Source organism: Ornithinimicrobium pulveris (assembly GCF_050261105.1).
In the GTDB taxonomy this organism is placed as follows: domain Bacteria; phylum Actinomycetota; class Actinomycetes; order Actinomycetales; family Dermatophilaceae; genus Ornithinicoccus.
In genome coordinates, this window is sequence record NZ_CP189837.1 from 861,421 (window position 1) to 882,964 (window position 21,544).

Genomic DNA, 21,544 nt, shown 5'->3' on the forward strand with positions numbered 1-21,544 from the left:
ACACCAGGCTACGGTGGCGCGGTGGAGTGGGACACGAGGGTCGGCTGCTACGCCTGGGTCGAGCGGACGGGGCCGGACGGCCAGCCCGAGGTGCTGCTCACCCACTGGCGCTCGCAGGAGCTCGCCGACGGGCGGACGGTCCGGGGCGGCTGGACGCTCCCCGGCGGCGGGCTCGAGCTGCGCGAGACGCCTGAGCAGGCGGTGGTCCGGGAGGTCGCCGAGGAGACCGGGTATGCCGTGTCCCTCACCTCGATCCTGGGCGCCGCCACCATCGACCTGCCGCCCCACGACCGGGCCCAGCCCGACGGCGAACGGTTCCTGCAGCTGGTCTGCCTGCTCTGGCGGGCGGAGGTGACCGGGGGCGAGCTGCGGGTCGAGGAGGACGGCAGCAGCGATGACACCCGGTGGGTGCCGGTCGCCGACCTTGCCCGTATGCCGTGTACCGCACCGATCGCGGTCGCGCTGCCCCTCCTCGGGCGGGAGCCGCTCGCTCAACCGACCCTGGGGTGGGCACCCGTGGACGAAAAGGCGGTCGAGCAGGTGAAAGACCTGGTGGCGGGACGACGGGAGCGCCGCAGGACGGGTCCGCTGGTGGTGGTGATCGACGGGCCCAGCGGCTCGGGCAAGTCGGTGCTCGGGGCGGCCGTGGCCCGTGACCTGGGCGCACCCCTGGTGCAGATGGACGATCTCTTCCCGGGGTGGGACGGACTGGCCGAGTCCTCGACGCTCCTGGCGGAGCAGGTGCTGGAGCCGCTACGCAGAGGGGAGCGAGCGGCATACCGGAGATGGGACTGGCACCGGGATGACTGGGCGGAGGAGGTCGAGGTGCCGAGCGCGGAGGTGCTCGTCGTGGAGGGCTGTGGCAGCAGTGCCGGCCCGGCCGCCGCCCACGTGGACGTGGCGGTCTGGGTGGAGGCCGACCGTGCCGTGCGGCTGGAGCGTGGGCTGGCGCGCGACGGCGAGAGCTACCGCCCCCACTGGGAACGGTGGGCGGCGCAGGAGACGGAAGTCTTCGGTGCCGACGGCACGCGCGACCGGGCCGACCTCGTCGTGCGGACCGGGTGAGCCGACGATTTCGTTCACAGCGCCTGACGGTGCTAAAGTTCTTCGCTGTTGCGCCTATAGCTCAATTGGCAGAGCAGCTGACTCTTAATCAGCGGGTTCGGGGTTCGAGTCCCTGTGGGCGCACGTGCACCGCGAGGTGAACGAGAGGCAGGTCGGCAGTCGCCCGACCTGCCTCTTGCGTTGTCCCGTGGCACACTGCTGGGCGTGACCGAGCAGACGATGAAGGCCCGAGCCACGACCGAGCGAGGACGCCAGGAGGAGGAGTTCGAGCAGGCGGAACAGAACGCCCCGGACAGCCCCACCGACCTGAGCAAGACCCACTGGGTCGCTGTCCTCAAGCGCACCATCGCCGAGTTCGGCAAGGATGGTGGATCCGACCTGGCCGCGGCGTTGACCTATTTTGCCGTGATGTCGCTCGCGCCCATGCTGCTGGCGATCTCCACCTCACTGACCTTCTTCGGCCAGGACGGCGCGGCCGAGGAGACGGTCAACGAGCTCGGTGGCGAGCTCGGCCTGGAGCAGGGCACGCTGGACACGGTCAACGAGTACATCCGCGACATGGGGGAGTCCGGCGGCGCCGGGATCCTGCTGGTCGTCGGTCTGCTGGGTGCGTTGTGGTCGGCGAGCAACTACGTCAATGCCTTCAGCCGGATGATGAACCGGGTCTACGGCGTCGAGGAGGGGCGACCGGTGTGGAAGCTGCGCCCCTGGCTGTTGGGTCTGACATTCGTGCTGCTCCTGCTGATCGTCACGATCGTGCTCTCCGTCAGCCTGTCCGGTGCCGTGGCCGAGGCCGTGCTGGGTCAGTTCGGCCTCTCCGAGACGGCGACGACGGTGTGGAACATCGCCAAGTGGCCGGTCATCCTGTTCATCCTGGTCGGCATGGTCGCGCTGCTCTACTGGGGCACGCCCAACGTCAAGCAGCCCAAGTTCCGCTGGCTCTCGCCCGGTGCGGCGCTGGCCGTGATCGTCTCGATCCTGGCGGCGGCCGGCTTCGTGATCTACCTGACCGGCTTCGGCGGGGAGGACAGCTACAACGCCACGTACGGCGCTATCGGTGGTGTGATCATCCTGCTGCTGATGATCTTCATCATCAACAACGTGCTGATCCTGGGTGCCGAGCTGGACGCTGAGCTGGAGCGGGGCCGCGAGCTGGCGGCGGGCATGGCGGCCGAGGAGGAGATCCTGCTCCCGCCGCGCGACGTCAAGGGCACCGAGAAGCAGAAGAAGAAGCAGGCCACCGTCATTCGCCAGGCGCGCGAGCTGCGGATGAAGGCGGCACGTCAGCTCCGCAAGGACGGCAAGCAGCCCGGTCTGAAGGGTCGCGGCGAGGGCTGAGGCCAGGCCCCACCTGCGGAGCGCCTGCTCCCGACCGCCACCCACGCGGGGTTGGGAGCATCGCCACCGACACGGTACGATGGTCGGCGTTGCCCAGCCGCTCCGGCGGTGGAAGCAACCCATGGTGGGTGTAGCTCAGCTGGTAGAGCGCCGCGTTGTGGTCGCGGATGTCGCGGGTTCAAGTCCCGTCACTCACCCCACGAGAAGAGCCGCCCCGGTCCACGGACCGGGGCGGCTCTTCTCGCGTTGTTGGGCGTTCGTTGTTCGGCGGGGAGCGGGGGAGTCAGTCGGTCTGGGCAGTGGTGTGCCGTGCCGCGATCTCCTTCAGGCTCGCGCTGTCCAGGCCGGGCTGGGGCTGGAAGACGGCCTCGCGGTAGTAGCGGAGTTCGGCGATCGAGTCGAGGATGTCACCCAGGGCCCGGTGACCGCCGGTCTTGCCGGGCGCCGAGTAGTAGGCGCGGGGATACCACCGGCGGGCCAACTCCTTGATCGAGGAGACGTCCACGTTGCGGTAGTGCAGGTGCTCCTCGAGCTCGGGCATGTCGCGGGCGAGGAAGGCCCGGTCGGTGCTGATCGTGTTGCCACCCAGGGGCGCCTTGCGCGGCTCCGGGACGTGCTCGCGGACATAGGCGAGGACCCGCTCCTGAGCATCCGCCATCGTCGTGCCGTCGGCCAGCACCTCGAGCAGCCCGGACGTGGTGTGCATCTCGCGCACGAAGTCGCCCATCTGGTCCAACGCCTCCTGCGGCGGCCGGATGACGACGTCCACCCCCTCGCCGAGCACGTTCAGCTCGGCGTCGGTGACCAGGCAGGCGACCTCGACGAGGGCATCGGCCCCCAGGTCCAACCCGGTCATCTCACAGTCGATCCAGATGATCCGCTCGGCACTCACGACGCAGAGCCTAACGAAGGCTCGCGATACCCTCGGCGGCATGGTCCAGCAACTCCAACCGCCGCCCCCTGCCCAGACACCGGGTGGACAGGGCGACGGCTGGCGCCAGCTGATGACCTATCAGCCTGCCGCGCCGGTCCCCGACAACGCCACCAGACGCCCGGTCATCCGCCGGGTCCTGCTGTGGGGCGTCGTGCTGACCGTCTTCGGGCTGGCCGCCCTGGCGATGGGCGGCATCGTGACCGCTTCGGTCGGCGTGACCGCGGCCACCTTGGCTCTGGTGACCGCCACCCTGGCCCTGGGCATCGTGGTCCCTGTCTTCCTCTGGGTCGACCGCCTGGAGCCCGAGCCCACCCGGTTGCTGTGGTTCGCCTTCCTCTGGGGGGCGCTGATCTCCACCCTCGGCGCGATCCTGCTCAACGAGGCCGGGATGGCCTTCTTCGCCGGCTTGCACACCGACCCGATGTTCGTCGGCGCGGTCATCGTGGCGCCGCTGACCGAAGAGTTCCTCAAGTGCCTCGGCGTGCTGTTGATCTTCTTCCGCGCTCGCCGTGAGTTCAACGGGGTGACGGACGGGATTGTGTATGCCGGAATTGTCGCCGCGGGCTTCGCCTTCGTCGAGAACATCATCTACCTAGCCAATGCGCTGGTGGAGTTCGGCACCCCCGGCCTGGTCGGCCTGTTCGTGATGCGCTGCCTGGTCAGCCCGTTCGCGCACCCGATGTTCACCGTCTGCTTCGGTCTTGCCCTGGGCCTGGTCGCCCACAACCGGCGCTGGTCCTCGCTGTGGATCGTGGTCACCGGCTTCGCCATGGCGGTCTTCCTCCACGCGTTGTGGAACTACAGCGCGGTCGCCGCGGCCGAGGCCTACCTGCTGATCTTCGCCGTCGTCCAGATCCCGCTCTTCATCGGCTTCATCCTGCTGCTGCGCTGGGCCCGCCGCCGCGAGTCCCGCATCCTGCGCGACCTGCTCACCGGCTACGGCATCAACGGCTGGTACACGCCTGGCGAGGTCGCGATGATCGCCGATCCCGCCGAGCGCCGCCACGCCCGCAAGTGGGCGAGGTCGATCGGTGGCTCCCGCGCCGAGAAGGCGATGCAGGCCTTCCAGGACGAGAGCGGGGAGTTGGCGATGGTGCGCAAGCACATCATCAACGAGGGCCCCGACGCCGACTGGCTGGGCCGCGAGCAGGCGCTCCTGCAGGCGGTCACCACCCACCGGCGCGTCTTCGTTCCCGGCATCTGAGCGCCAGGACATGAGCGGCCGCACATCGGCTGCTGGCGCCCCCGGCAGGACTCGAACCTGCAACCTACGGATTAGAAGGCCGGTGCTCTATCCATTGAGCTACGGGGGCTCGGTCCCGACCCGCGCCAGCGCCGCGGGACCTCGACCAAGTCTAGTGGCCGCATACGGGCGTCTAGGATCGTCGCCATGACTGACGCAGCCCCCGGGGCGGAGGAGCCGCTCGCCGAGCTGCGGGCCCAGATCGATGACGTCGACAGCCAGATCCTCGACCTGCTGGCGCGGCGCCTCGAGCTGGTCGGCGAGGTCGGCGAGGTCAAGGGGCGCCACGGGCTTCCCATCTACGCCCCCGAGCGCGAGAAAGCGATGATCGCGGCCAAGCGCGAGCTCGCTACCCGCCGCGGCCTGCCGCCCGACCTCGTGGAGGACGTCCTGCGGCGCTGCATGCGCGAGGCCTACGCCCACGAGAAGAACCTCGGCTTCACCACCCAGGCCCCCGGCCTGGGGCCGGTGGTCGTGGTCGGTGGCGGCGGGCGCATGGGCGCTCTGTTCGGGCGGATGCTCACGCTGTCCGGGTATGCCGTTCGCGTCGTCGAGCGCGATGACTCACCCGAGCAGGTGGTCGAGGCGGTGGACGGCGCCGGCCTCGTGGTCATCTCGGTCCCCATCCACGACACCGTGGACGTCGTGCGCTCGTTGCCGCCGCTGCCGGAGTCCTGCCTGCTCGTCGACCTGACCTCCACCAAGCAGGAGGTGATGGCGGCGATGCTGGCCGTGCACGCGGGCCCGGTGCTGGGCCTGCACCCGATGTTCGGTCCCGATGTCGAGAGCATGGCCAAGCAGGTCGTCGCCGCCGTGCCGGGCCGGGACCCGGAGGCCTCGCAGTGGCTGCTGCGCCAGATCCGGCTCTGGGGTGCCCGGGTGCACGAGGTGACCGCCGCCGACCATGACGCGGCGATGGGGATGATCCAGGCGCTGCGGCACTTCTCGACCTTTGCCTACGGTTCGCACCTGGCGAGCGAGGACCACGACCTCACCGAGCTGCTGGCTCTCTCCTCGCCGATCTACCGGCTCGAGCTGGTCATGGTCGGCCGCCTCTTCGCCCAGAACCCCGACCTCTACTACGACATCATCACCGCCTCCCCGGACGCGGTGCAGCTCATCGAGCGCTACCACTCCCGCTTCGACGAGGCGCTGCACGTGCTGCGCAGCGGGAACCGGGAAGAGTTCGCCGCCCGGTTCCGCGAGATCGGCGACTGGTTCGGCGAGTATGCCGAGCGCTTCCTCGCCGAGTCCCGGACGCTGCTCGCGCACGCGGACGCCACCCGATGAGCGCGCGGCAGCACGCGATGGGCCGAACCGGCGGTTCGCTTTGGCGGCTGGGCGCGAGCGGGACACACTAGGCCCCGTGACCACCGACCCCGCTCCGCTGCTCGCCGCCGTCGAAGGGCTGCGAGCCTCCGCCGACGACGTGCGGCTGCCCCTGGAACTGGACGGGGTGGAGCAGGCACGCACCTCCCGCCGCGAGCTGGTCCAGCAGCTGGACGACTATGTCCTGCCGCGGTTGCGCTCCCTGGACGCTCCTCTGCTCGCCGTCGTGGGTGGCTCCACGGGTGCCGGCAAGTCGACCATCGTGAACTCCGTGGTCGGCGAGCACGTCACCCGCACCGGCGTGATCCGTCCCACCACCCGGGCCTCGGTGCTCGTGCACCACGAGGAGGACACCCGCTGGTTCACCGACAAGCGGGTGCTCCCCGAGTTGGCCAGGGTGGTCGGTGACGACGCCGAGGACGACCCCAGCGCGGTGCGGCTGGTCACCTCCGACACGCTGCCCTCCGGGCTCGCGCTGCTGGACGCCCCCGACATCGACTCGGTCGTCCAGGCCAACCGCTTCCTCTCCAAGCAGCTGCTCTCGGCCGCTGACCTCTGGTTGTTCGTCACCACCGCCGCCCGGTATGCCGATGCCGTCCCCTGGGACCTGCTGCGCGAGGCCAGCGAGCGTGGGACCTCCGTCGCCGTGGTCCTCAACCGGGTACCACCGGAGGCGCTGACCCAGGTTCGTCTGCACCTCGCCTCGATGCTGCGCGAGCAGGGGCTGGGCAAGGCGCCGATCTTCGTGATCGATGAGGCCGAGCTCGAGGACGGGATGATCCCCGCCCGGTCGATCGAGCGGCTTAGCGGCTGGCTGCAGTCCCTGGCCGGGGACGCCCGGGCGCGCTCGGTCGTGATCCGCCGCACCCTGACCGGCACCCTGGGCTCGCTGTCCCAGCGGGCTCACGCCCTCGCCGAGGAAGGCCGGGGCCAGGTCGCCGCGGCCGGCGCCCTCGCCACGGCGCCGGACACGGCATACAGGGACGCCTTGGCCGGGGTGACCGAAGGAATCGATGACGGTTCCCTGCTCCGCGGCGAGGTGCTCGCCCGCTGGCAGGAACTGGTCGGGACCGGTGAGTTCTTCCGCTCGATCGAGGCTGGGATCGGCCGCTTCCGCGACCGCGTCGGCGCCTGGTTCACCGGCAAGGAGGTCAGTTCTGAGCCGCTCGGGGAAGCGCTGCAGTCCGGTGCCGCCGCCCTGATCACCTCGCACGGGCAGGTGGCCGCGAGCACCGCCGCCCGTGCCTGGAAGAACGCCCCTGGTGGTGCCCCGCTGATGGCCGAGCACCCGGAGCTGAGCAAGGCGTCGACCGGGTTCGGGGAAAAGGTCGAGCGGCTGATCCGGGACTGGCAGAAGGACATCTTCGAGATGGTCCGCGACGAGGCCGGCTCGCGTCGGTCGACCGCGCGCTATCTCGCCTTCGGCGTCAACGGCCTGGGCGTCCTGCTGATGATCGTCGTCTTCCACGCCACCGCCTTCATCCCGACCGGCGCCGAGGTGGCGGTCGGCGCGGGGACCGCGGCCCTGGCCCAGCGGCTGCTCGAAGCCGTCTTCGGCGACCAAGCCGTGCGGTCGATGGCGGTCAAGGCCCGCGCTGCGCTGATCACGCGGGTCGAGGAGCTGTACGACCAGGAGCGGGCGCGCTATGACGAGGCGCTGGCTGAGCGCCCCGTGGACGCCACGGCGATCACGGCGCTGGAGGCGGCCGCGCGCCGCGTGGAGGAGACCCGATGATCGGACGACGACGCAGCCAGAACGGCACACCGGTGCCGCTCACCGAGCGCGCCGAGCAGTTGCGTTCCGCCCTCGACATCGGCGGCGACCAGCTCGACCCCAAGGTCGCCGCCCGCGCTCGCGAGGTCGTGGAGCGGGTGGAGGAGCGGTGGGCGCTCAAGGGTGGCCGGACGGTCGTCGCGCTAGCCGGGGCCACCGGCTCGGGCAAGTCCAGCCTGTTCAATGCGCTGACCGGCGAGGACGTCTCCGTCATCAGCCCCCGGCGCCCGACCACGGCCGAGGCCGGGGCCGCGATCTGGGGCGAGGAGGAGGCCGGTCCGCTGCTCGACTGGCTCGGCATCCACAACCGTCACCACGTGACGGCCACCGGCGACAACGTCGCCCTCGACGGGCTGGTGCTCGTGGACCTGCCCGACTTCGACTCCCGCGAGACCCGGCACCGGGTCGAGGCTGACCGGATCCTGGAGCGCACCGATGTCTTCGTGTGGGTCGCCGACCCGCAGAAGTATGCCGACGCTCGCCTCCACGACGATTACCTGCGGCCGCTGCGTCACCACGACACCGTGATGATCGTGGTCCTCAACCAGGCTGACCGCCTGCGCAGCGAGGAGGACGTCGAGCAGGTCCGACGGGACCTGGGACGGCTGGTGAGCGCGGACGGTGCCGGTGATCACGAGGTGATCGCGACCTCCGCACGGCTGGGGACCGGCGTCGATGAGTTGCGGGAGCGGATCGGGGAGGTCGTCGGCGCCCGCACCGCGGCCGAAGCCCGGCTCGTGGGCGATGTGCGGACCGCGGCCCAGGATGTCGCGGCCGGCCTGGCCGAGCGCACCCCGGAGTTCAGCGAGGAGGCGGACGAGCGGTTGCACGAGGCGCTGCGCACCGCCTCTGGAGTCCCTGTGGTGCTCGATGCGGTCGAGCGCGACTACAAGCGTCGGTCCATGAACCGGGCCGGGTGGCCGCTGACCCGCTGGGTGGCCGCCTTGCGCCCCGACCCGCTCAAGCGCCTGCGCCTCGGTGACGACAGCCCCGGCATGGCTGGGATCTCGCCCTCGGACGTCGGCGCGGTCCTGGGCCGGTCCTCACTGCCGGCGCCGACCCCGGCGGCGCGGGCCAACGTGCAGCTCGCCGCGCGTCAGGTGGCCGAGCAGGCCAGCTCCACGCTGCCGCCCCGGTGGGGTGACGCGGTGGTCGAGGCCGCGATCCCGCATGAGGACAACCTGTCGGATGCCCTCGACCAGGCGGTTGTCTCCACCCCGCTGCGCACGCGTAACCCGCTGTGGTGGTCGGTCTTCGGGGTGCTTCAGCTGCTGTTCGTCCTGGCGGCGGTGGCCGGGCTGGTCTGGCTCACCGTGCTCTTCGTGCTCGGCTGGGCGCAGATGCCGGTCGACGCGCCATTCTGGGGACCGGTGCCGATCCCGCTGCTCCTGCTCGTCGGCGGGTTGCTCGGCGGAGTGTTGCTGGGGCTGCTGGCCAGGGTGATCGCTGGCATCGGCGCGCGCCGGCGGCGTGCCGTGATCGACGATCGTCTGGACGAGGCGATCGAGGAGGTCTCCTACCAGCACGTCCGGCGCCCGATCATCGCGGTGCTGGACCGGCACGAGAAGGCCAGGACATTGCTGGAGACCGCCGGGCGCTGAGGCGCTCGTCGTCCACACCCCCAGGCGTTCCCTCCCGGTCGTCCACAGACTTCGCTGCTGCCCTGGCATCGGAGCGAGCTCGCGTTGAGGGTGGGGTGACCGGCTCGTCGCCGACGGGCCCGAACCTGGGAGGGAAAGATGCTTCACACCACCACGCTCACGGTCTCCGGCAATGTCACCCGCGAGCCCGAGCTGCGCTATCGCAAGGTCGACGGCCAACCGTTCACCGTCGTCGCGATCGCCTGTAATGGCCGACGCTACGACGCTCAGGAGGGGCGCTTCGTCGTGAGTGGCGTCACCTACTACGACATCATCTGCAAGGGCAGCCTGGGCGCCAACGTGCTGAAGACCCTGCACACCGGGATGCCGATCGTCGCGCACGGCAAGTTCCGGATGCACGAGTGGGAGACCGACACGATGCGCGGCGCCCGCCCCTGCGTGAGCGCCGACAGCGTCGGGGTGGACCTGACCTGGGGAACGGCGTCCTACCAGCGGGGCTCAGCGTCCTACCCCGACCCCGAACGTCTCGACCTGCCGGCGCCCCCGCCCGAGGAGGGTGGCCCGGCGCGCGAGGACTCCGCGCCCAATCCGGAGGACGCCGGCGCGGACCTCGAGGACGACGGCGCAGACCTTGACGACGACGGCGCGGACCTTGACGAGGCCGGGCTGGGGCACGACGACCTTCCCGACGGCGTGGACGCCAACGGTGAGCTGACCGACGAGGCGGCGCAGCGGCTCTTGGGCCAGCCGGCCTGAGCTCGGGCGGCGGTGCCACCGGGACCCGTCCGGGTCGTGATGTGCGTTCGCAAGATCGATTCGGACGGGGCATCCCCGCCCGATACCCTGGGAGGCATGGCCGAATTCATCTACACCATGACGCGTGCCCGCAAGGCGCACGGCGACAAGGTGATCCTCGACGACGTGACGATGTCCTTCTACCCCGGCGCCAAGATCGGCGTCGTGGGGCCCAATGGTGCCGGCAAGTCGACGATCCTCAAGATCATGGCCGGGCTGGACCAGCCCTCCAACGGCGAGGCGCGCCTGACCCCCGGTTACAGCGTCGGCATCCTGCTGCAGGAGCCTCCGCTGAACGAGGAGAAGACCGTGCTCGGCAACGTCCAGGAGGGCGTGGGCGAGATCAAGGCCAAGCTGGACCGCTTCAACGAGATCTCCGAGCTGATGGCCCAGGAGGACGCCGACTTCGACGCCCTGATGGCTGAGATGGGCACCCTCCAGGAGGAGATCGACCACGCCGACGCCTGGGACCTCGATGCTCAGCTCGAGCAGGCGATGGACGCTTTGCGCTGCCCGCCCGGCGACGCCGATGTGACCGTGCTCTCCGGTGGTGAGCGCCGCCGCGTGGCCCTGTGCAAGCTGCTGCTGTCCAAGCCCGACCTGCTGCTGCTGGATGAGCCCACCAACCACCTGGACGCCGAGTCGGTGCAGTGGCTCGAGCAGCACCTCAAGGACTACCCGGGCGCCGTCCTGGCGATCACGCACGACAGGTACTTCCTCGACAACGTCGCCCAGTGGATCGCCGAGGTCGACCGCGGTCGCCTCTACCCCTACGAGGGCAACTACTCGACCTACCTGGAGAAGAAGCGCGAGCGCCTGCAGGTCCAGGGCAAGAAGGACGCCAAGCTGGCCAAGCGCCTGGAGAAGGAGTTGGAGTGGGTCCGCTCCAACCCCAAGGCCAAGCAGACCAAGAACAAGGCCCGCCTCGCTCGTTATGAGGAGATGGCGGCCGAGGCCGAGAAGACCCGCAAGTTGGACTTCGAGGAGATCCAGATCCCGCCGGGCCCGCGCCTGGGCAACCAGGTCATCGAGGTCAAGGACCTCACCAAGGGCTTCGGTGGTCGGGTCCTCATCGACGGCCTGTCCTTCACCCTGCCGCGCAACGGCATCGTTGGGGTCATCGGCCCCAATGGCGTCGGCAAGACCACGCTGTTCAAGACGATCGTGGGCATGGAGGAGGCTGACTCCGGCGACGTCAAGATCGGCGACACGGTCAACATCTCCTATGTCGACCAGAGTCGCGGCGGCATCGACCCCAATAAGTCCTTGTGGGAGGTCGTCTCCAACGGCAACGACTTCATCGAGGTCGGCCAGGTCGAGATCCCCAGCCGCGCCTACGTCAGCCAGTTCGGCTTCAAGGGCCCGGACCAGCAGAAGAAGGCCGGCGTGCTCTCCGGTGGCGAGCGCAACCGCCTCAACCTGGCGCTGACCCTCAAGGAGGGCGGCAACCTGCTCCTGCTTGACGAGCCGACCAACGACCTGGACGTCGAGACCCTCGGCTCGCTGGAGAACGCGCTCGAGTCCTTCCCCGGCTGCGCCGTGGTCATCAGCCACGACCGGTGGTTCCTGGACCGTGTCGCGACCCACATCCTGGCCTACGAGGGCGACGAGCAGAACCCGGCCAAGTGGTACTGGTTCGAGGGCAACTTCGGCGCCTACGAGGAGAACAAGATCGAGCGCCTCGGCCCCGAGGCTGCCCGCCCGCACCGGGTCACCCACCGCAAGCTCACCCGGGACTGACGCAGCCACGACGGACGCGTCCCCAACTCCCGCGTCGCCGTGATGGCGCGCCACAGGCCTCAGCCACCGCTCCCACCCCGGGACGGGCTGGGGCCTGCGCGCGTGCGGATGCCGAAGGTGTGCTCCGCGGAGCACTCGGGGGACTGCTCCGCGGAGCACTTGAGGGACTGCTCCGCGGAGCACCATCCGCGCACGGTGGTCGACTTCCTCGTCCGGGTGACCGGCGACGAGGATGGCGTATGGCGTCGGCTGCGGGCCGGGGAGGTCGTCCTGGGCGACGGGACCCGGGTCGAGGCGGACACGCCCTACCAGCCTGGTGCTGCGGCATACCTGTATCGGGACCTGCCGGAGGAGGTGCCGGTCCCGGGTGAGCTGCCGGTGCTCCTCCGCGACGACGAGACCGGGCTGCTCGTCGTCGACAAACCACCCTTCCTGGCAACGATGCCCCGCGGCGAGCACGTGGTGCAGACGGTGGTGGTGCGGCTGCGCCGGGCGCTGGACCTGCCCGAGCTGGCGCCCGTCCACCGGCTCGACCGGCTGACCAGCGGGGTGCTGCTGCTGACGAGCCGGCGGGAGGCACGGGCGCCCTACCAGCGGCTGGTCCAGGACGGAGGCCTGGCCAAGACCTACCTGGCGCTGGCTCCGCTCCCGCAGGGTCTGGACCTGCCGATGGTCGTGCGCAACCGGATCGAGAAGCGGCGAGGGGAACTGCAGGCCCGCGTGGTGCCCGGTGAGCCCAATGCCCGCACCCTGGTCGAGCTGGAGGGTGCGCTCGCGGAGGACCCCACGGTGGGTCGCTACCGACTCACCCCGACCAGCGGACGCACCCACCAGTTGCGGCTGCATCTGGCCGGGTTGGGCATCCCGATCCTCGGCGACCCGCTGTATCCCCATGTCCGTGAGGTGGCACCGGGTGACTTCTCGACGCCGCTGCAACTGCTCGCCCAGCAGGTGTCCTTCGTCGATCCCGTAACCGGTGAGGAACGCACCATCACCAGCACCCGCACCCTGCCCCTCCCACCATCATCCCTACCGCACCCCCGGGGTAGGTGGCGTGCGTGATCTGAGGACGGCGGAAGGGCCCGCCTCTCCTGGCTGGGGAGACGGGCCCTTCTGCGTTTCATCGGGGGATGGACCCCGTCAGACGTTGAGCCGTGCGATCACTCCGCGGGCGGAACGATGGTGACCAGGGTGGTGGCCACCTCGCCGTCACCCATGTCGTAACCGATGACACCGAAGTACCGCAGCGCGGCGTCGAGGCCGCTCCAGGTGGCGGTGAGGTCGGTGGGCTCGCCGCTCTGCACCGTGGCGGGGTTCGGGGTGACCGTCAGGTTCCCCTCATCCTCGTTGGGCAGATAGACGTGGAGCAGACCGTCGGCCTGAGCACCAGCAGCACCATCCCAGTAGTTGATGGCGACCAGCCAGGTCCCGGCCTGAGGCGCTTCGAAGGTCACGACCTCGTCCGATCCCTCGTTGCCGCTCTGCGCCACCACCGAACCAGCCGGCGTCGCGAGGTAGAGGTCGAGATCCAGACCCTCAGGGGTCCAGTCGTCCTCCCACAGCTCGACGCGGATGGCGGCCGTGCCGGCGGGCACCTCGATCGGGATGATCTTGTCGGCGATCGAGCTCGGGTTGCCGTCCGAGACCACCGTGATCTCCGACTGGTCCGCGGCGACCAGGCCGCTGACGGTCGAGGTCAGGGTGGCGTCGCCGCCGGGAACGACCTCGAAGGTGGTGGAACCGGCCGGGCCGGTGCCTCCCAGCTCGCTCGGAGCCGACAACGCGACCGGGTTGACGGCGATCGGGCTGCGGACGTCCGCGCCCGGGCCGGACCAGGTGATGGCACCGAAGGCCCACTGGCCCAGTGCTGCACCATCAGCTTCGATGTGCACCTCGAAGGTCGCGCTGCCACCTGCCGGCACCGTGATGGTGCTCGGTGAGACGGTGACGTTGACGCCCGCCGGGGCTTCCACGCTGGCCTCGAAGGTGCCGCCCGCGCCGGTCGCCGTGACCGTCCGGGTGACCGTCTGCTCACCGGCGAGCGCGCCGATGGCGATGCTCGGGTAGTTCAGGTCACTCGCATCGGTGTCAGGTGCCGCCTCGCAGAACGCTCCGCCACCGACCAGCTGGAGCTGGCCGATCGCGCAGGCGTAGGTGTACCAGTCGACGATGTCCGAGTCGTAGAACAACGGGGTGTCGTAGGCAGCACCGGGGACCACGTGGCCGGAGCCGAAGTGGAGCGGGCTGGCCGGGGCGCCACCGTAGGTGATCGTCTCGCCCGCGCTGTTGAGCGGGTTCGCGGTGGTCATCATCGCCGACTTGACGGCCATCGGCTCGCGGTACCAGGTCTCACCCTCGCTCATCATGAGCGCAGCCAGACCGGCGACGTGCGGAGCCGACATCGAGGTGCCGGACATCCCGTTGAAGTTCTCACCGTCGTTGGATTCCGGAGAGACCGCCGCGATGATGTCCACACCCGGGGCCGTGATGTCCGGCTTGAGGAGGTCACCACCACCGGCCAGGGCCGGGCCGTAGGAGCTGAAGCCAGCCATCTCCGGCGCGACGACGTCGTCCGAACCCTCACCCTGGGCCGAGATGTACCCGGTCGGGTTGTCGTCGGAGGCGATGTAGGCCTTGATGGCTTCACCGGCCGTCGCGTTGACGTGGATCGAGGGAATCGTGTGGAAGTCGGCGTTCAGCGACTCGCTGTTGCTGGTGTTCGCCTGGATCATGCCGATGCCACCTGCCTGGGCGACCGCGGCGCTCTTGTCCACGCGGGCGATCTCACCACGGGTGCAGAACACGATGTGGCCCTCGGCAGCAGCCGGGTCGAGCGAGCCCGGGTAGCACAGGCGGGCCTGCGCAACCGTGGCACCCTCGGCCGGGATGGTCTCGGAGTCGACCAGCGGAGCGGGGCCGACAGCCTCGCCCACGCCGACGCCCTCGAAGCGCTGGCCGTCACCGGTGCCGGCGGTGTTGAACTGGTCCTCCAGCTGGGTCTCGACGGAGGCGTTCAGCGCGCCCTCGCCACCCAGGATGTGGATCCACTGCGGGTCCATGGAGATCAGTGCGTTCATCACCGAGCCGGGGACCGAGGCGGTCCGGCTGAGCACGACCGGGACGTTGTGCATGGCGGCCAGGGCCGACCCTGCCAGCGCGTCCGGGTAGTCCAGACCGGTGGCGACGAAGGCCGCCGGAGCCGGGTTCTCGCTGTCGTAGCCGAAGCGGTCGGCGACGGCGGCGGAGGTGGCGTAACGGTCCTTGCCCGCGATGCGCTCGCTCGCGCCCGCGGCCTCATAGACCGCGTCGCTGATGGCACCCGAGCCACCGATGACGTGGACCTCGGGGTTGCCCATGGCGTCCAGGGCGGCCGCGACGCTGCCGGGCAGCGAGCCCTGGCGGGTCAGCAGCACCGGCACACCCTCCGAGCCCGCGAGGGCCGAGCTGGCCAGCGCGTCCGGGAAGGCGGTGCCCTCACCCGCGGCCAGGTAGACGTGCTCCACCGGGCCGAAGTGCTGGGCGAGCTGCGCGGCGGTGGCGTAGCGGTCCTTGCCGGAGATGCGGGTCACGTCGCCGTAGGCGGCGAGCTCGGCCTCCACGGCATCCGACACCGCGACGGTGCCACCGAGGATGATGATGTTGGACGGAGCCAGCTCCTCGATCGCGGCAGCGGTGACCGAGGGGAGGCTGTCCACGCGGGTCAGCAGCACCGGGGCGGGCGAACCGTCCGGAGCAACCGTGGTCTGCGGGTCGCGCGAGGACGCAGCGCCCATCGAGGGCACGAGGCCCTTCGCGGCGGAGGCCGCACCGGCCAGCGCGTCTGCGAACTGGTTGCCGGTGGCGATGTAGACGGTGTCCACACCCTCGGGGTACTGACGGGCCACCGCAGCCGCGGTCGCGTAGCGGTCGCGGCCCGAGATCCGGTCGACGATGTCCTGGCCCGCGGTCGCGTCCAGCTCGACGTACTTGCTGACATTGCGGTCGTGGGTGCTGGCACCCACGGTCATCACCCAGGGCGAGTTGTGGGCCACCGAGCTGGTGCCCACGGTGTCGCCCGAGTTGCCAGCCGAGGCAGACACGAAGACACCCGCGTCGGCGGCGTCGAGGAACGCCAGCTCGATGGAGTCGACGACGTACTCGCTGCTGCCCGAGACCGAGTAGTTGATGACGTCAACACCGTCGGCGACGGCGTCGTTGACGGCGGCGAGCAGGCCGGACGTCGAGCCGCTGCCGCCGCCGCCCTCGGTCTGCCACAGGCCCTTGTAGACCGCGATGTGGGCGGCCGGGGCCATGCCGCTGGCCATGCCCATCTCGGTGCCGAAGATCTCGACGTCGACCCCGTAGTTGCCGGCGGCGGTGCCACCGACGTGGCTGCCGTGGCTGTTGGTGTCGCGCGGGGACAGGAAGTCGAAGTCGGTGTTGTTGTTCTGCGCGTAGTACCGCGCACCGACGATCTTGCTGTTGCACTCGACGTTGTCGGCGGGGTCCTCCTCTTCGCCGCTGTCACACTCTCCGACGAAGGAGGCGGGGACCGGTGCATCAAGGGGCGCGAAGCTGGGGTTCTCCGGCCAGATGCCGGTGTCGATGACACCGACGACGACGCCGGCTCCGGCGTCCTCGGTCCCGCCGAAGCGGGTGTTCCACACGCCGTCCGCACCGGTCATCCCCAGGAAGTCGGGGGTGGTGACGGTGTCGGCATACCGGGTCTCGTCCTCCCAGACGTACGCGACGTTGGGGTCCTTGCGAAGGGCCATCACCTGGCCGGCGGTGAGGTCGGCGGAGAAACCGTTGAAGACCGTCGTGTAGTCGTAGGTCTTCGCCTCGGTGCTGGCGCCCGCCGCCGTGAGGGCCTTGTCCTGCTCGGCTCGCAGGAAGTCGGCGTAGGCGGTGGCGGCCCGGGTCTCGACGTTGAGACGCTGGCCGTCCTTGGGGGCCGTGGGGGCGAAGCCCTGGATGCCACCGGTGTAGGTGGCCAGGGAGTCCTGCTTCAGCATGACGATGTAGGAACCGTCCTCGGCCACCGACAGGTCGGGTGTTGCCCACGAGGGCAGTCCGATCGCCATCGGTGCCGCGAGCACAGCCCCTGCGCCGGCGAGCGCTGCGAGGCGCCTCCGCCGTCCAGGTGTGTTCCGCACAGTGATGTCCTTCGCTAGGAATTTTAGGGACGTCCCCCGGGGCCTGACCATGGTTACGCCGCCAGGTGACCTCCGCAGTATCAGTCGCTCGAGGGCGGGGTGTCTATGGACATGTTCCCGAATGGGCCCCCCGTGACCAGATCGTTACCTTACGTTCGAGGGCGCGCTGACCTGCCGCTATGAGAACAGGCTGAGAACCCTGGGAGCCGTGTGACAGGTGTGGCGAACAGGATGCGACACAAGGGAGCCGAGCGGCATGCGGATGTGCGGGAGGGAGGTGCCGAACAGCCGGAGGGTCAGTCGGAGCCCTTGAGCCGGACCATGCCCTCCTGGCCGACCGTGGCGAGGAGGGTTCCGTCCGCGGCATACATGTGCCCGATGCCCAGGCCGCGCCCGGACTGGGCGGAGGGGGAGGACTGGGTGTAGAGCACCCACTCGTCCACCCGAGCCGGTCGGTGGAACCACATCGAGTGGTCCAGGCTGGCCGGCCGCAGCCGCGGGTCGCCCCAGCCGATGCCGTGCCGACGCAGGATCGGCTCCAGGAGCACGTAGTCCGAGGCGTAGGCCAGGATCGCGGAGTGCAGCAGGTCATCGTCCGGCAGCTCCCGGTCGATCCGCAGCCAGACCGACTGCTCGCTCGGACCGGGCTCGGCGGGGCCCAGCAGCAAGGGCTCGACATGGCGCAGCTCGACCGGGCGGCGGCGGGCGGTGTCCTGGGCGACGGGGTGGGGGATCTTGGCGAGGATCTCGCGGTCGGGACGCAGGCCCTCCGGAGCCGGGACGTCGGGCATCCCGAGCTGGTGGTCCAGCCCATCGGCGTCCTCCTGGAAGGACATGATGATCGACATCAGGATGCGGCTGTCCTGGATCGCGTGCACGCGGCGGGCGCTGAAGCTGCGGCCATCGCGCATCCGCTCGACGAGGAAGCGCAGCGGCCGGTTGGCGTCACCGGGGCGCAGGAAGTAACCGTGCATCGAGTGGATCCGTCGGGCCTTCGGCTCCTCGTCGGCGCCGTCGTCCACCGGCTGCACGGTGCGCCCGGCCGCCACCAGACACTGAGCGAGCACCTGGCCCCCGAAGACGCGCCCGTGCGGCATCGGCTGGCTGCGTCCGACGAAGACGTCGCCCTGCGAGTCCGCCAGGTCCTCGCCGATGCCGGTGGGAGAGGCGACCCGGATCGTGGTCTCGCCCTCGCGCTTGAGGTCGAGGACCTCCAGGAGGTCGTCGATCGGGTCGAAGTCGTCACCCTGCTCATGCTTAGCCACGTGCCCGAGCGTAATGCGGTCGCCCCCGGCTGCGACGATGGGGCAGTGAGCCAGTCCCTGCCCGACGTCCCCGACGCAGCCTCCGTCTACCCGATCACCGTGCGGTGGTCGGACATGGATGCCTACCAGCACGTGAACAACGTCCAGTACCTCCGCTACTTCGAGGAGGCTCGGGTGCACGCCTTCAAGGACTGGTTCGGCCAGGAGCGGGATCTGATCGACGAGGGCCTGCTGGTGGTCTCGCAGGCGATCGACTACCTGCTCCCGATGACCTTCGCCTACGCGCCCGCACGGGTGGCGGTCTGGTGCAGCGAGGTCGGCGCGGCGAGCTTCGAGCTGGGGTATGCCGTCGCTGGGCCCGAGGGGGATGACGTCGTGTATGCGCGGGGTCGGGTCACGCTCGTGGCCTACGACCTCAAGGGCCAGCGGCCCCGGCGGCTGGGGGAGTCCGAGCGGGAGGCGCTCGCCACCGTCGCTGGTGCCGCCCCACACCTGCGCAGCGAGAAGCGCCACGCCGCGGGCGGGCGGTCGTGACCGCAACGAACGACGACGGCGCCGGACGGGGTGCGCTGACCTTCGCCGACGGCGAGAGCGTGGCGGACCTCGCCACCTATGTCACCCGCGCACGCTCGCTGGAGGCCGAGGGGGCCATCCGGCTGCAGGCCATTGGGTCCGTGCTGGCCGCATGGACGTGCGTCGTCCCCGGTCAGGGGCTGATGGGGTCTGGCCTCGTGCTCGGGCTGCGCACCATGCCGCTGGCAGGTGCGCACGAGCTGGATGTCACGGTGCCGCTGCTGGCCCTGTCGGACCGGTTCGCCCGTCGCGCCTCGACCGCTGACGTCGGGACGACGCTGGCGGTCCCGCCGACCGAGGTGAGCCCCCGGTGGGCCGGGGTGGTGCCGCCCCGCGGTGGCTGGGAGGCCGTGGGCAGCGTGCCGGTCCGCGCGCTCTTCGATGCGGCCGAGGAAGGGATCGCCGAGATCGCGACGGGTGCCCCGGAAGGCTCAGGTGCGGCAGCTGTCGGGATGTTGCGGGCGCGAGTGTGGTCCCGAGAGGTCGAGGTGGACGGCACTCCTACCGGCGCGCCGGCGGGGGCAGGGCTGGCGGCCAAGGTGCTCGGCTTCGCGCGCCCCGACGACGACGGGCTCGCGACGGTGCATCGCGTCGGCCCCTGGACCCGCGTCTCCCTGCCCGCCGGGCACGTGCTGAGCAGGCCCTGACCGGCGGATCTCCCTCCCACGCCGACCCCATTCAGCTCGGAAGGCTGTGAGTGCCCCGGTTGGTGACGAAGAATCGCGACATCGCGTGACAACCCGGGGCATTCACAGGGACGTGGCGAGAGTCGAAGCACCAGGGGAGCTGCGGCATACCGGGACGTGGTCTCAACCCCGTCGGCGACTGGTGTCCGGATGCAACGCCACGAAGAGCGACCAGGGCTCGGCGTCCGGGTCGCGGGGCCGGTCGTGGAACTCCTGGAGCAGCTCCCCGAGCCGATCACGGAACTCGGCCATCTGCTCCTCCGGCAGCCGCAGGCCCATCCGGGTCATCCCCTGATGCTCCTCCGGGGCCTGCGCGACCTCGGCGAGGAAGGCGTCCAGGAGTGAGCGGGAGCCGACCGGGCTCGCGGTGTACCAGGACTTCCCGGTCGCCCGATAAGGGATCTCGCGCGCCCCACGGCGGCCACGGCGCGGCTCCAGGGCCTCCAGGAAACCGGTGTCGACCAGGGTGCGGACGTGGTGCAGCGAGGTCGCCGGGTTGAGGTCGAGGGCGTCGGCGATCTCGCGATTGGTCAACGGTTCGTCGAGGGTCACGCGCAGGATCCGCAGCCGCACGCCGCTGGCCAGCGCTTTGGCTTCGGCCTCAGTCGCCTCGCGGTGCTCGTGGTCGCGGACGTGGTCCGGCGTGCTCATGACCACCACGGTAGCAGTGATTGACAAGTCTCAATCGGTGGGTGCACACTTCCGATTGAGACATCCCAATCACTGAATGAAGGCCCCCATGGACCATCCCGGCACCGCGCCCGACACCCCCGTCCCACCCGCCCCGCGCCAGAGCCTGTTCCGGCATCGCGACTTCCGGCTGCTCTGGGCGGGCGACACCGTCTCGGTCTTCGGCATGCAGGTGGTCGGCTTCGCGATGCCCTATGTCGCGATCCGGGTGCTGGAGGCGGGGGAGTTCCAGATGGGGGTCCTGACTGCCTTGGAGATGCTCGCCTTCCTGCTGATCGGCCTGCCAGCGGGTGCGTGGGTCGACCGGTGGCGCAAGAAGCGGATCATCGTGCTCGGGGACCTCAGCCGCGCCCTGCTGCTGCTCACGATCCCGCTCGCCTTCCTCGGCGGCTGGCTGTCGATGTGGCAGCTGTATGTCGTCGCCTTCCTCGCCGGCTGCATCACCGTCTTCTTCGACGTGGCCAACCAGTCCTACCTGCCCGAAATCGTCGAGAGCGAGCAGATCAGCGAGGGCAACGCCAAGCTGCAGGCCAGCCAGCAGATCGCGATCGTCAGCGGCCCTGCCCTGGCCGGCCAACTGGTGCGACTCATCCCCTCACCCTTCGTCGTCGCCGTCACGGCCGTGGCGATGGGTCTGTCCTCGCTCTTCGTCAGCCGGATCCGGCATCAGGAGCCCGAGCCCGACCCGGAGAGCCGGCGGCCGCTGGTCACCGAGATCAGGGAGGGCTTGTCCTTCGTGACCAGCCACCCCCTGCTGCGCCGGATCGTGATGTGCACCGGGATCACCAACTTCGCCAGCAGCGCCGTCGGCGCCCTCTTCATGCTCTTCGCCCTGCGCGAGCTCGGCCTTGACGCGGCCACGCTCGGCCTGGTGATGGGGCTGGCCAGCGCGGGCGGACTGCTCGGCGCGCTCAGCGCCGAACGCTTCGGCCGGCTGGTCGGGGAAGGTCGGGCGATCCCGATCTCGGCGCTCATCGGTGGGGTGGCGGCGTTCAGCGTGCCGCTCGCGGTCTACCTGCCGACGCTGCCTACCCTGATGATCGGCTGGAGCCTGGTGAGCTGGGCGGTCGTGGTCTACAACATCGCCCAGGTGAGCTTCCGGCAGCGGCTGTGCCCCAAGCCCCTGTTAGGCCGGATGAACGCCTCGATCCGCTTCCTGGTCTGGGGGCCGATGCCGATCGGGGCCTTCCTCGGTGGGGTGGTCGCCCACCAGATCGGGATGCTGAACACCTTCTGGATCTTCACCGTGCTGCTCATGCTCGCGTGCGCCCCTGTCCTCTTCTCGCCCCTTATCCGGATGCGCGAACTGCCCCGCGAGCTGGATGCGCTCGCCTCCTCGCGTCCCGCCGAGGCCGCGGACGGTGCACGATAGGCGG

At 70.1% G+C, this 21,544-nt stretch carries 16 protein-coding genes and 3 tRNA genes; 14 read left to right on the forward strand and 5 right to left on the reverse strand.

Annotated elements, in window-relative coordinates:
- Window positions 1-21 precede the first annotated feature (21 nt).
- The 4 genes from ACQBAT_RS04000 (at window position 22) to ACQBAT_RS04015 (ending at window position 2,603) form a co-directional block, all read left to right on the forward strand.
- Window positions 22-1,065 carry an NUDIX domain-containing protein gene (locus ACQBAT_RS04000; protein ID WP_420746694.1) on the forward strand — a complete coding sequence of 348 codons (1,044 nt, stop codon included), beginning with the start codon at window positions 22-24 and terminating at the stop codon, window positions 1,063-1,065.
- Between the two features lie 50 nt (window positions 1,066-1,115).
- Window positions 1,116-1,188 (forward strand) — tRNA-Lys (locus ACQBAT_RS04005).
- 81 nt (window positions 1,189-1,269) lie between these two features.
- On the forward strand, window positions 1,270-2,403 hold the full coding sequence (locus ACQBAT_RS04010) for a YihY/virulence factor BrkB family protein (protein ID WP_420746695.1): 1,134 nt from the start codon (window positions 1,270-1,272) through the stop codon (window positions 2,401-2,403).
- A 124-nt stretch (window positions 2,404-2,527) separates the two neighbouring features.
- Window positions 2,528-2,603: transfer RNA gene (locus ACQBAT_RS04015), tRNA-His, on the forward strand.
- An 83-nt stretch (window positions 2,604-2,686) separates the two neighbouring features.
- Here ACQBAT_RS04015 and orn read toward each other — a convergent pair.
- Window positions 2,687-3,337, reverse strand: coding sequence for an oligoribonuclease (gene orn, locus ACQBAT_RS04020; RefSeq protein ID WP_420746696.1), 651 nt, complete (start codon window positions 3,335-3,337; stop codon window positions 2,687-2,689).
- Between orn and ACQBAT_RS04025 the strand changes: the two genes are divergently transcribed.
- Window positions 3,336-4,541 carry a PrsW family intramembrane metalloprotease gene (locus ACQBAT_RS04025; protein WP_420746697.1) on the forward strand — a complete coding sequence of 402 codons (1,206 nt, stop codon included), beginning with the start codon at window positions 3,336-3,338 and terminating at the stop codon, window positions 4,539-4,541. The two genes, orn and ACQBAT_RS04025, sit on opposite strands and share 2 nt — an antisense overlap.
- A gap of 33 nt (window positions 4,542-4,574) precedes the next feature.
- On the opposite strand, the gene ACQBAT_RS04030 is transcribed toward ACQBAT_RS04025, so the two are convergent.
- Window positions 4,575-4,650 (reverse strand) — tRNA-Arg (locus ACQBAT_RS04030).
- Window positions 4,651-4,727: 77 nt separating this feature from the next.
- On the opposite strand from ACQBAT_RS04030, the gene tyrA reads away from it, so the two are divergent.
- The 6 genes from tyrA (at window position 4,728) to ACQBAT_RS04060 (ending at window position 12,881) form a co-directional block, all read left to right on the forward strand.
- Complete coding sequence (gene tyrA / locus ACQBAT_RS04035; protein ID WP_420746698.1) at window positions 4,728-5,870, forward strand: bifunctional chorismate mutase/prephenate dehydrogenase; 1,143 nt, start codon at window positions 4,728-4,730, stop codon at window positions 5,868-5,870.
- 76 nt (window positions 5,871-5,946) lie between these two features.
- Window positions 5,947-7,644 (forward strand): dynamin family protein, encoded by a 1,698-nt coding sequence (locus ACQBAT_RS04040; RefSeq protein WP_420746699.1) that lies wholly within the window; start codon window positions 5,947-5,949, stop codon window positions 7,642-7,644.
- A complete protein-coding gene (locus ACQBAT_RS04045; protein WP_420746700.1) occupies window positions 7,641-9,284 on the forward strand; it encodes a YfjP family GTPase in 1,644 nt (547 codons plus the stop codon). Before ACQBAT_RS04040 ends, ACQBAT_RS04045 begins: the two co-directional genes overlap by 4 nt.
- Window positions 9,285-9,422: 138 nt before the next feature.
- A complete protein-coding gene (locus tag ACQBAT_RS04050) occupies window positions 9,423-10,040 on the forward strand; it encodes a single-stranded DNA-binding protein (RefSeq protein WP_420746701.1) in 618 nt (205 codons plus the stop codon).
- 96 nt (window positions 10,041-10,136) lie between these two features.
- Window positions 10,137-11,819, forward strand: a complete 1,683-nt coding sequence (gene ettA / locus ACQBAT_RS04055) for an energy-dependent translational throttle protein EttA (RefSeq protein WP_420746702.1) — start codon at window positions 10,137-10,139, stop codon at window positions 11,817-11,819.
- Between the two features lie 195 nt (window positions 11,820-12,014).
- Entirely contained in the window at window positions 12,015-12,881 is an 867-nt protein-coding gene (locus ACQBAT_RS04060; RefSeq protein WP_420746703.1) for a pseudouridine synthase, read from the forward strand.
- Between the two features lie 98 nt (window positions 12,882-12,979).
- Here the strand turns inward: ACQBAT_RS04060 and ACQBAT_RS04065 are convergent, their stop codons facing one another.
- Both ACQBAT_RS04065 and ACQBAT_RS04070 read right to left on the reverse strand, forming a co-directional pair.
- Window positions 12,980-16,882, reverse strand: a complete 3,903-nt coding sequence (locus tag ACQBAT_RS04065; protein WP_420746704.1) for a cell wall-binding repeat-containing protein — start codon at window positions 16,880-16,882, stop codon at window positions 12,980-12,982.
- 368 nt (window positions 16,883-17,250) lie between these two features.
- Window positions 17,251-18,219 carry an acyl-CoA thioesterase gene (locus ACQBAT_RS04070; protein WP_420746705.1) on the reverse strand — a complete coding sequence of 323 codons (969 nt, stop codon included), beginning with the start codon at window positions 18,217-18,219 and terminating at the stop codon, window positions 17,251-17,253.
- On the opposite strand from ACQBAT_RS04070, the gene ACQBAT_RS04075 reads away from it, so the two are divergent.
- Entirely contained in the window at window positions 18,220-18,753 is a 534-nt protein-coding gene (locus ACQBAT_RS04075) for an acyl-CoA thioesterase (protein WP_420746706.1), read from the forward strand.
- On the forward strand, window positions 18,750-19,439 hold the full coding sequence (locus ACQBAT_RS04080; protein WP_420746707.1) for a hypothetical protein: 690 nt from the start codon (window positions 18,750-18,752) through the stop codon (window positions 19,437-19,439). Before ACQBAT_RS04075 ends, ACQBAT_RS04080 begins: the two co-directional genes overlap by 4 nt.
- 162 nt (window positions 19,440-19,601) lie before the next feature.
- On the opposite strand, the gene ACQBAT_RS04085 is transcribed toward ACQBAT_RS04080, so the two are convergent.
- A complete protein-coding gene (locus ACQBAT_RS04085) occupies window positions 19,602-20,129 on the reverse strand; it encodes an ArsR/SmtB family transcription factor (protein ID WP_420746708.1) in 528 nt (175 codons plus the stop codon).
- Window positions 20,130-20,217: 88 nt separating this feature from the next.
- On the opposite strand from ACQBAT_RS04085, the gene ACQBAT_RS04090 reads away from it, so the two are divergent.
- Window positions 20,218-21,540, forward strand: a complete 1,323-nt coding sequence (locus tag ACQBAT_RS04090; RefSeq protein WP_420746709.1) for an MFS transporter — start codon at window positions 20,218-20,220, stop codon at window positions 21,538-21,540.
- The last annotated feature ends 4 nt before the right edge of the window (window positions 21,541-21,544 follow it).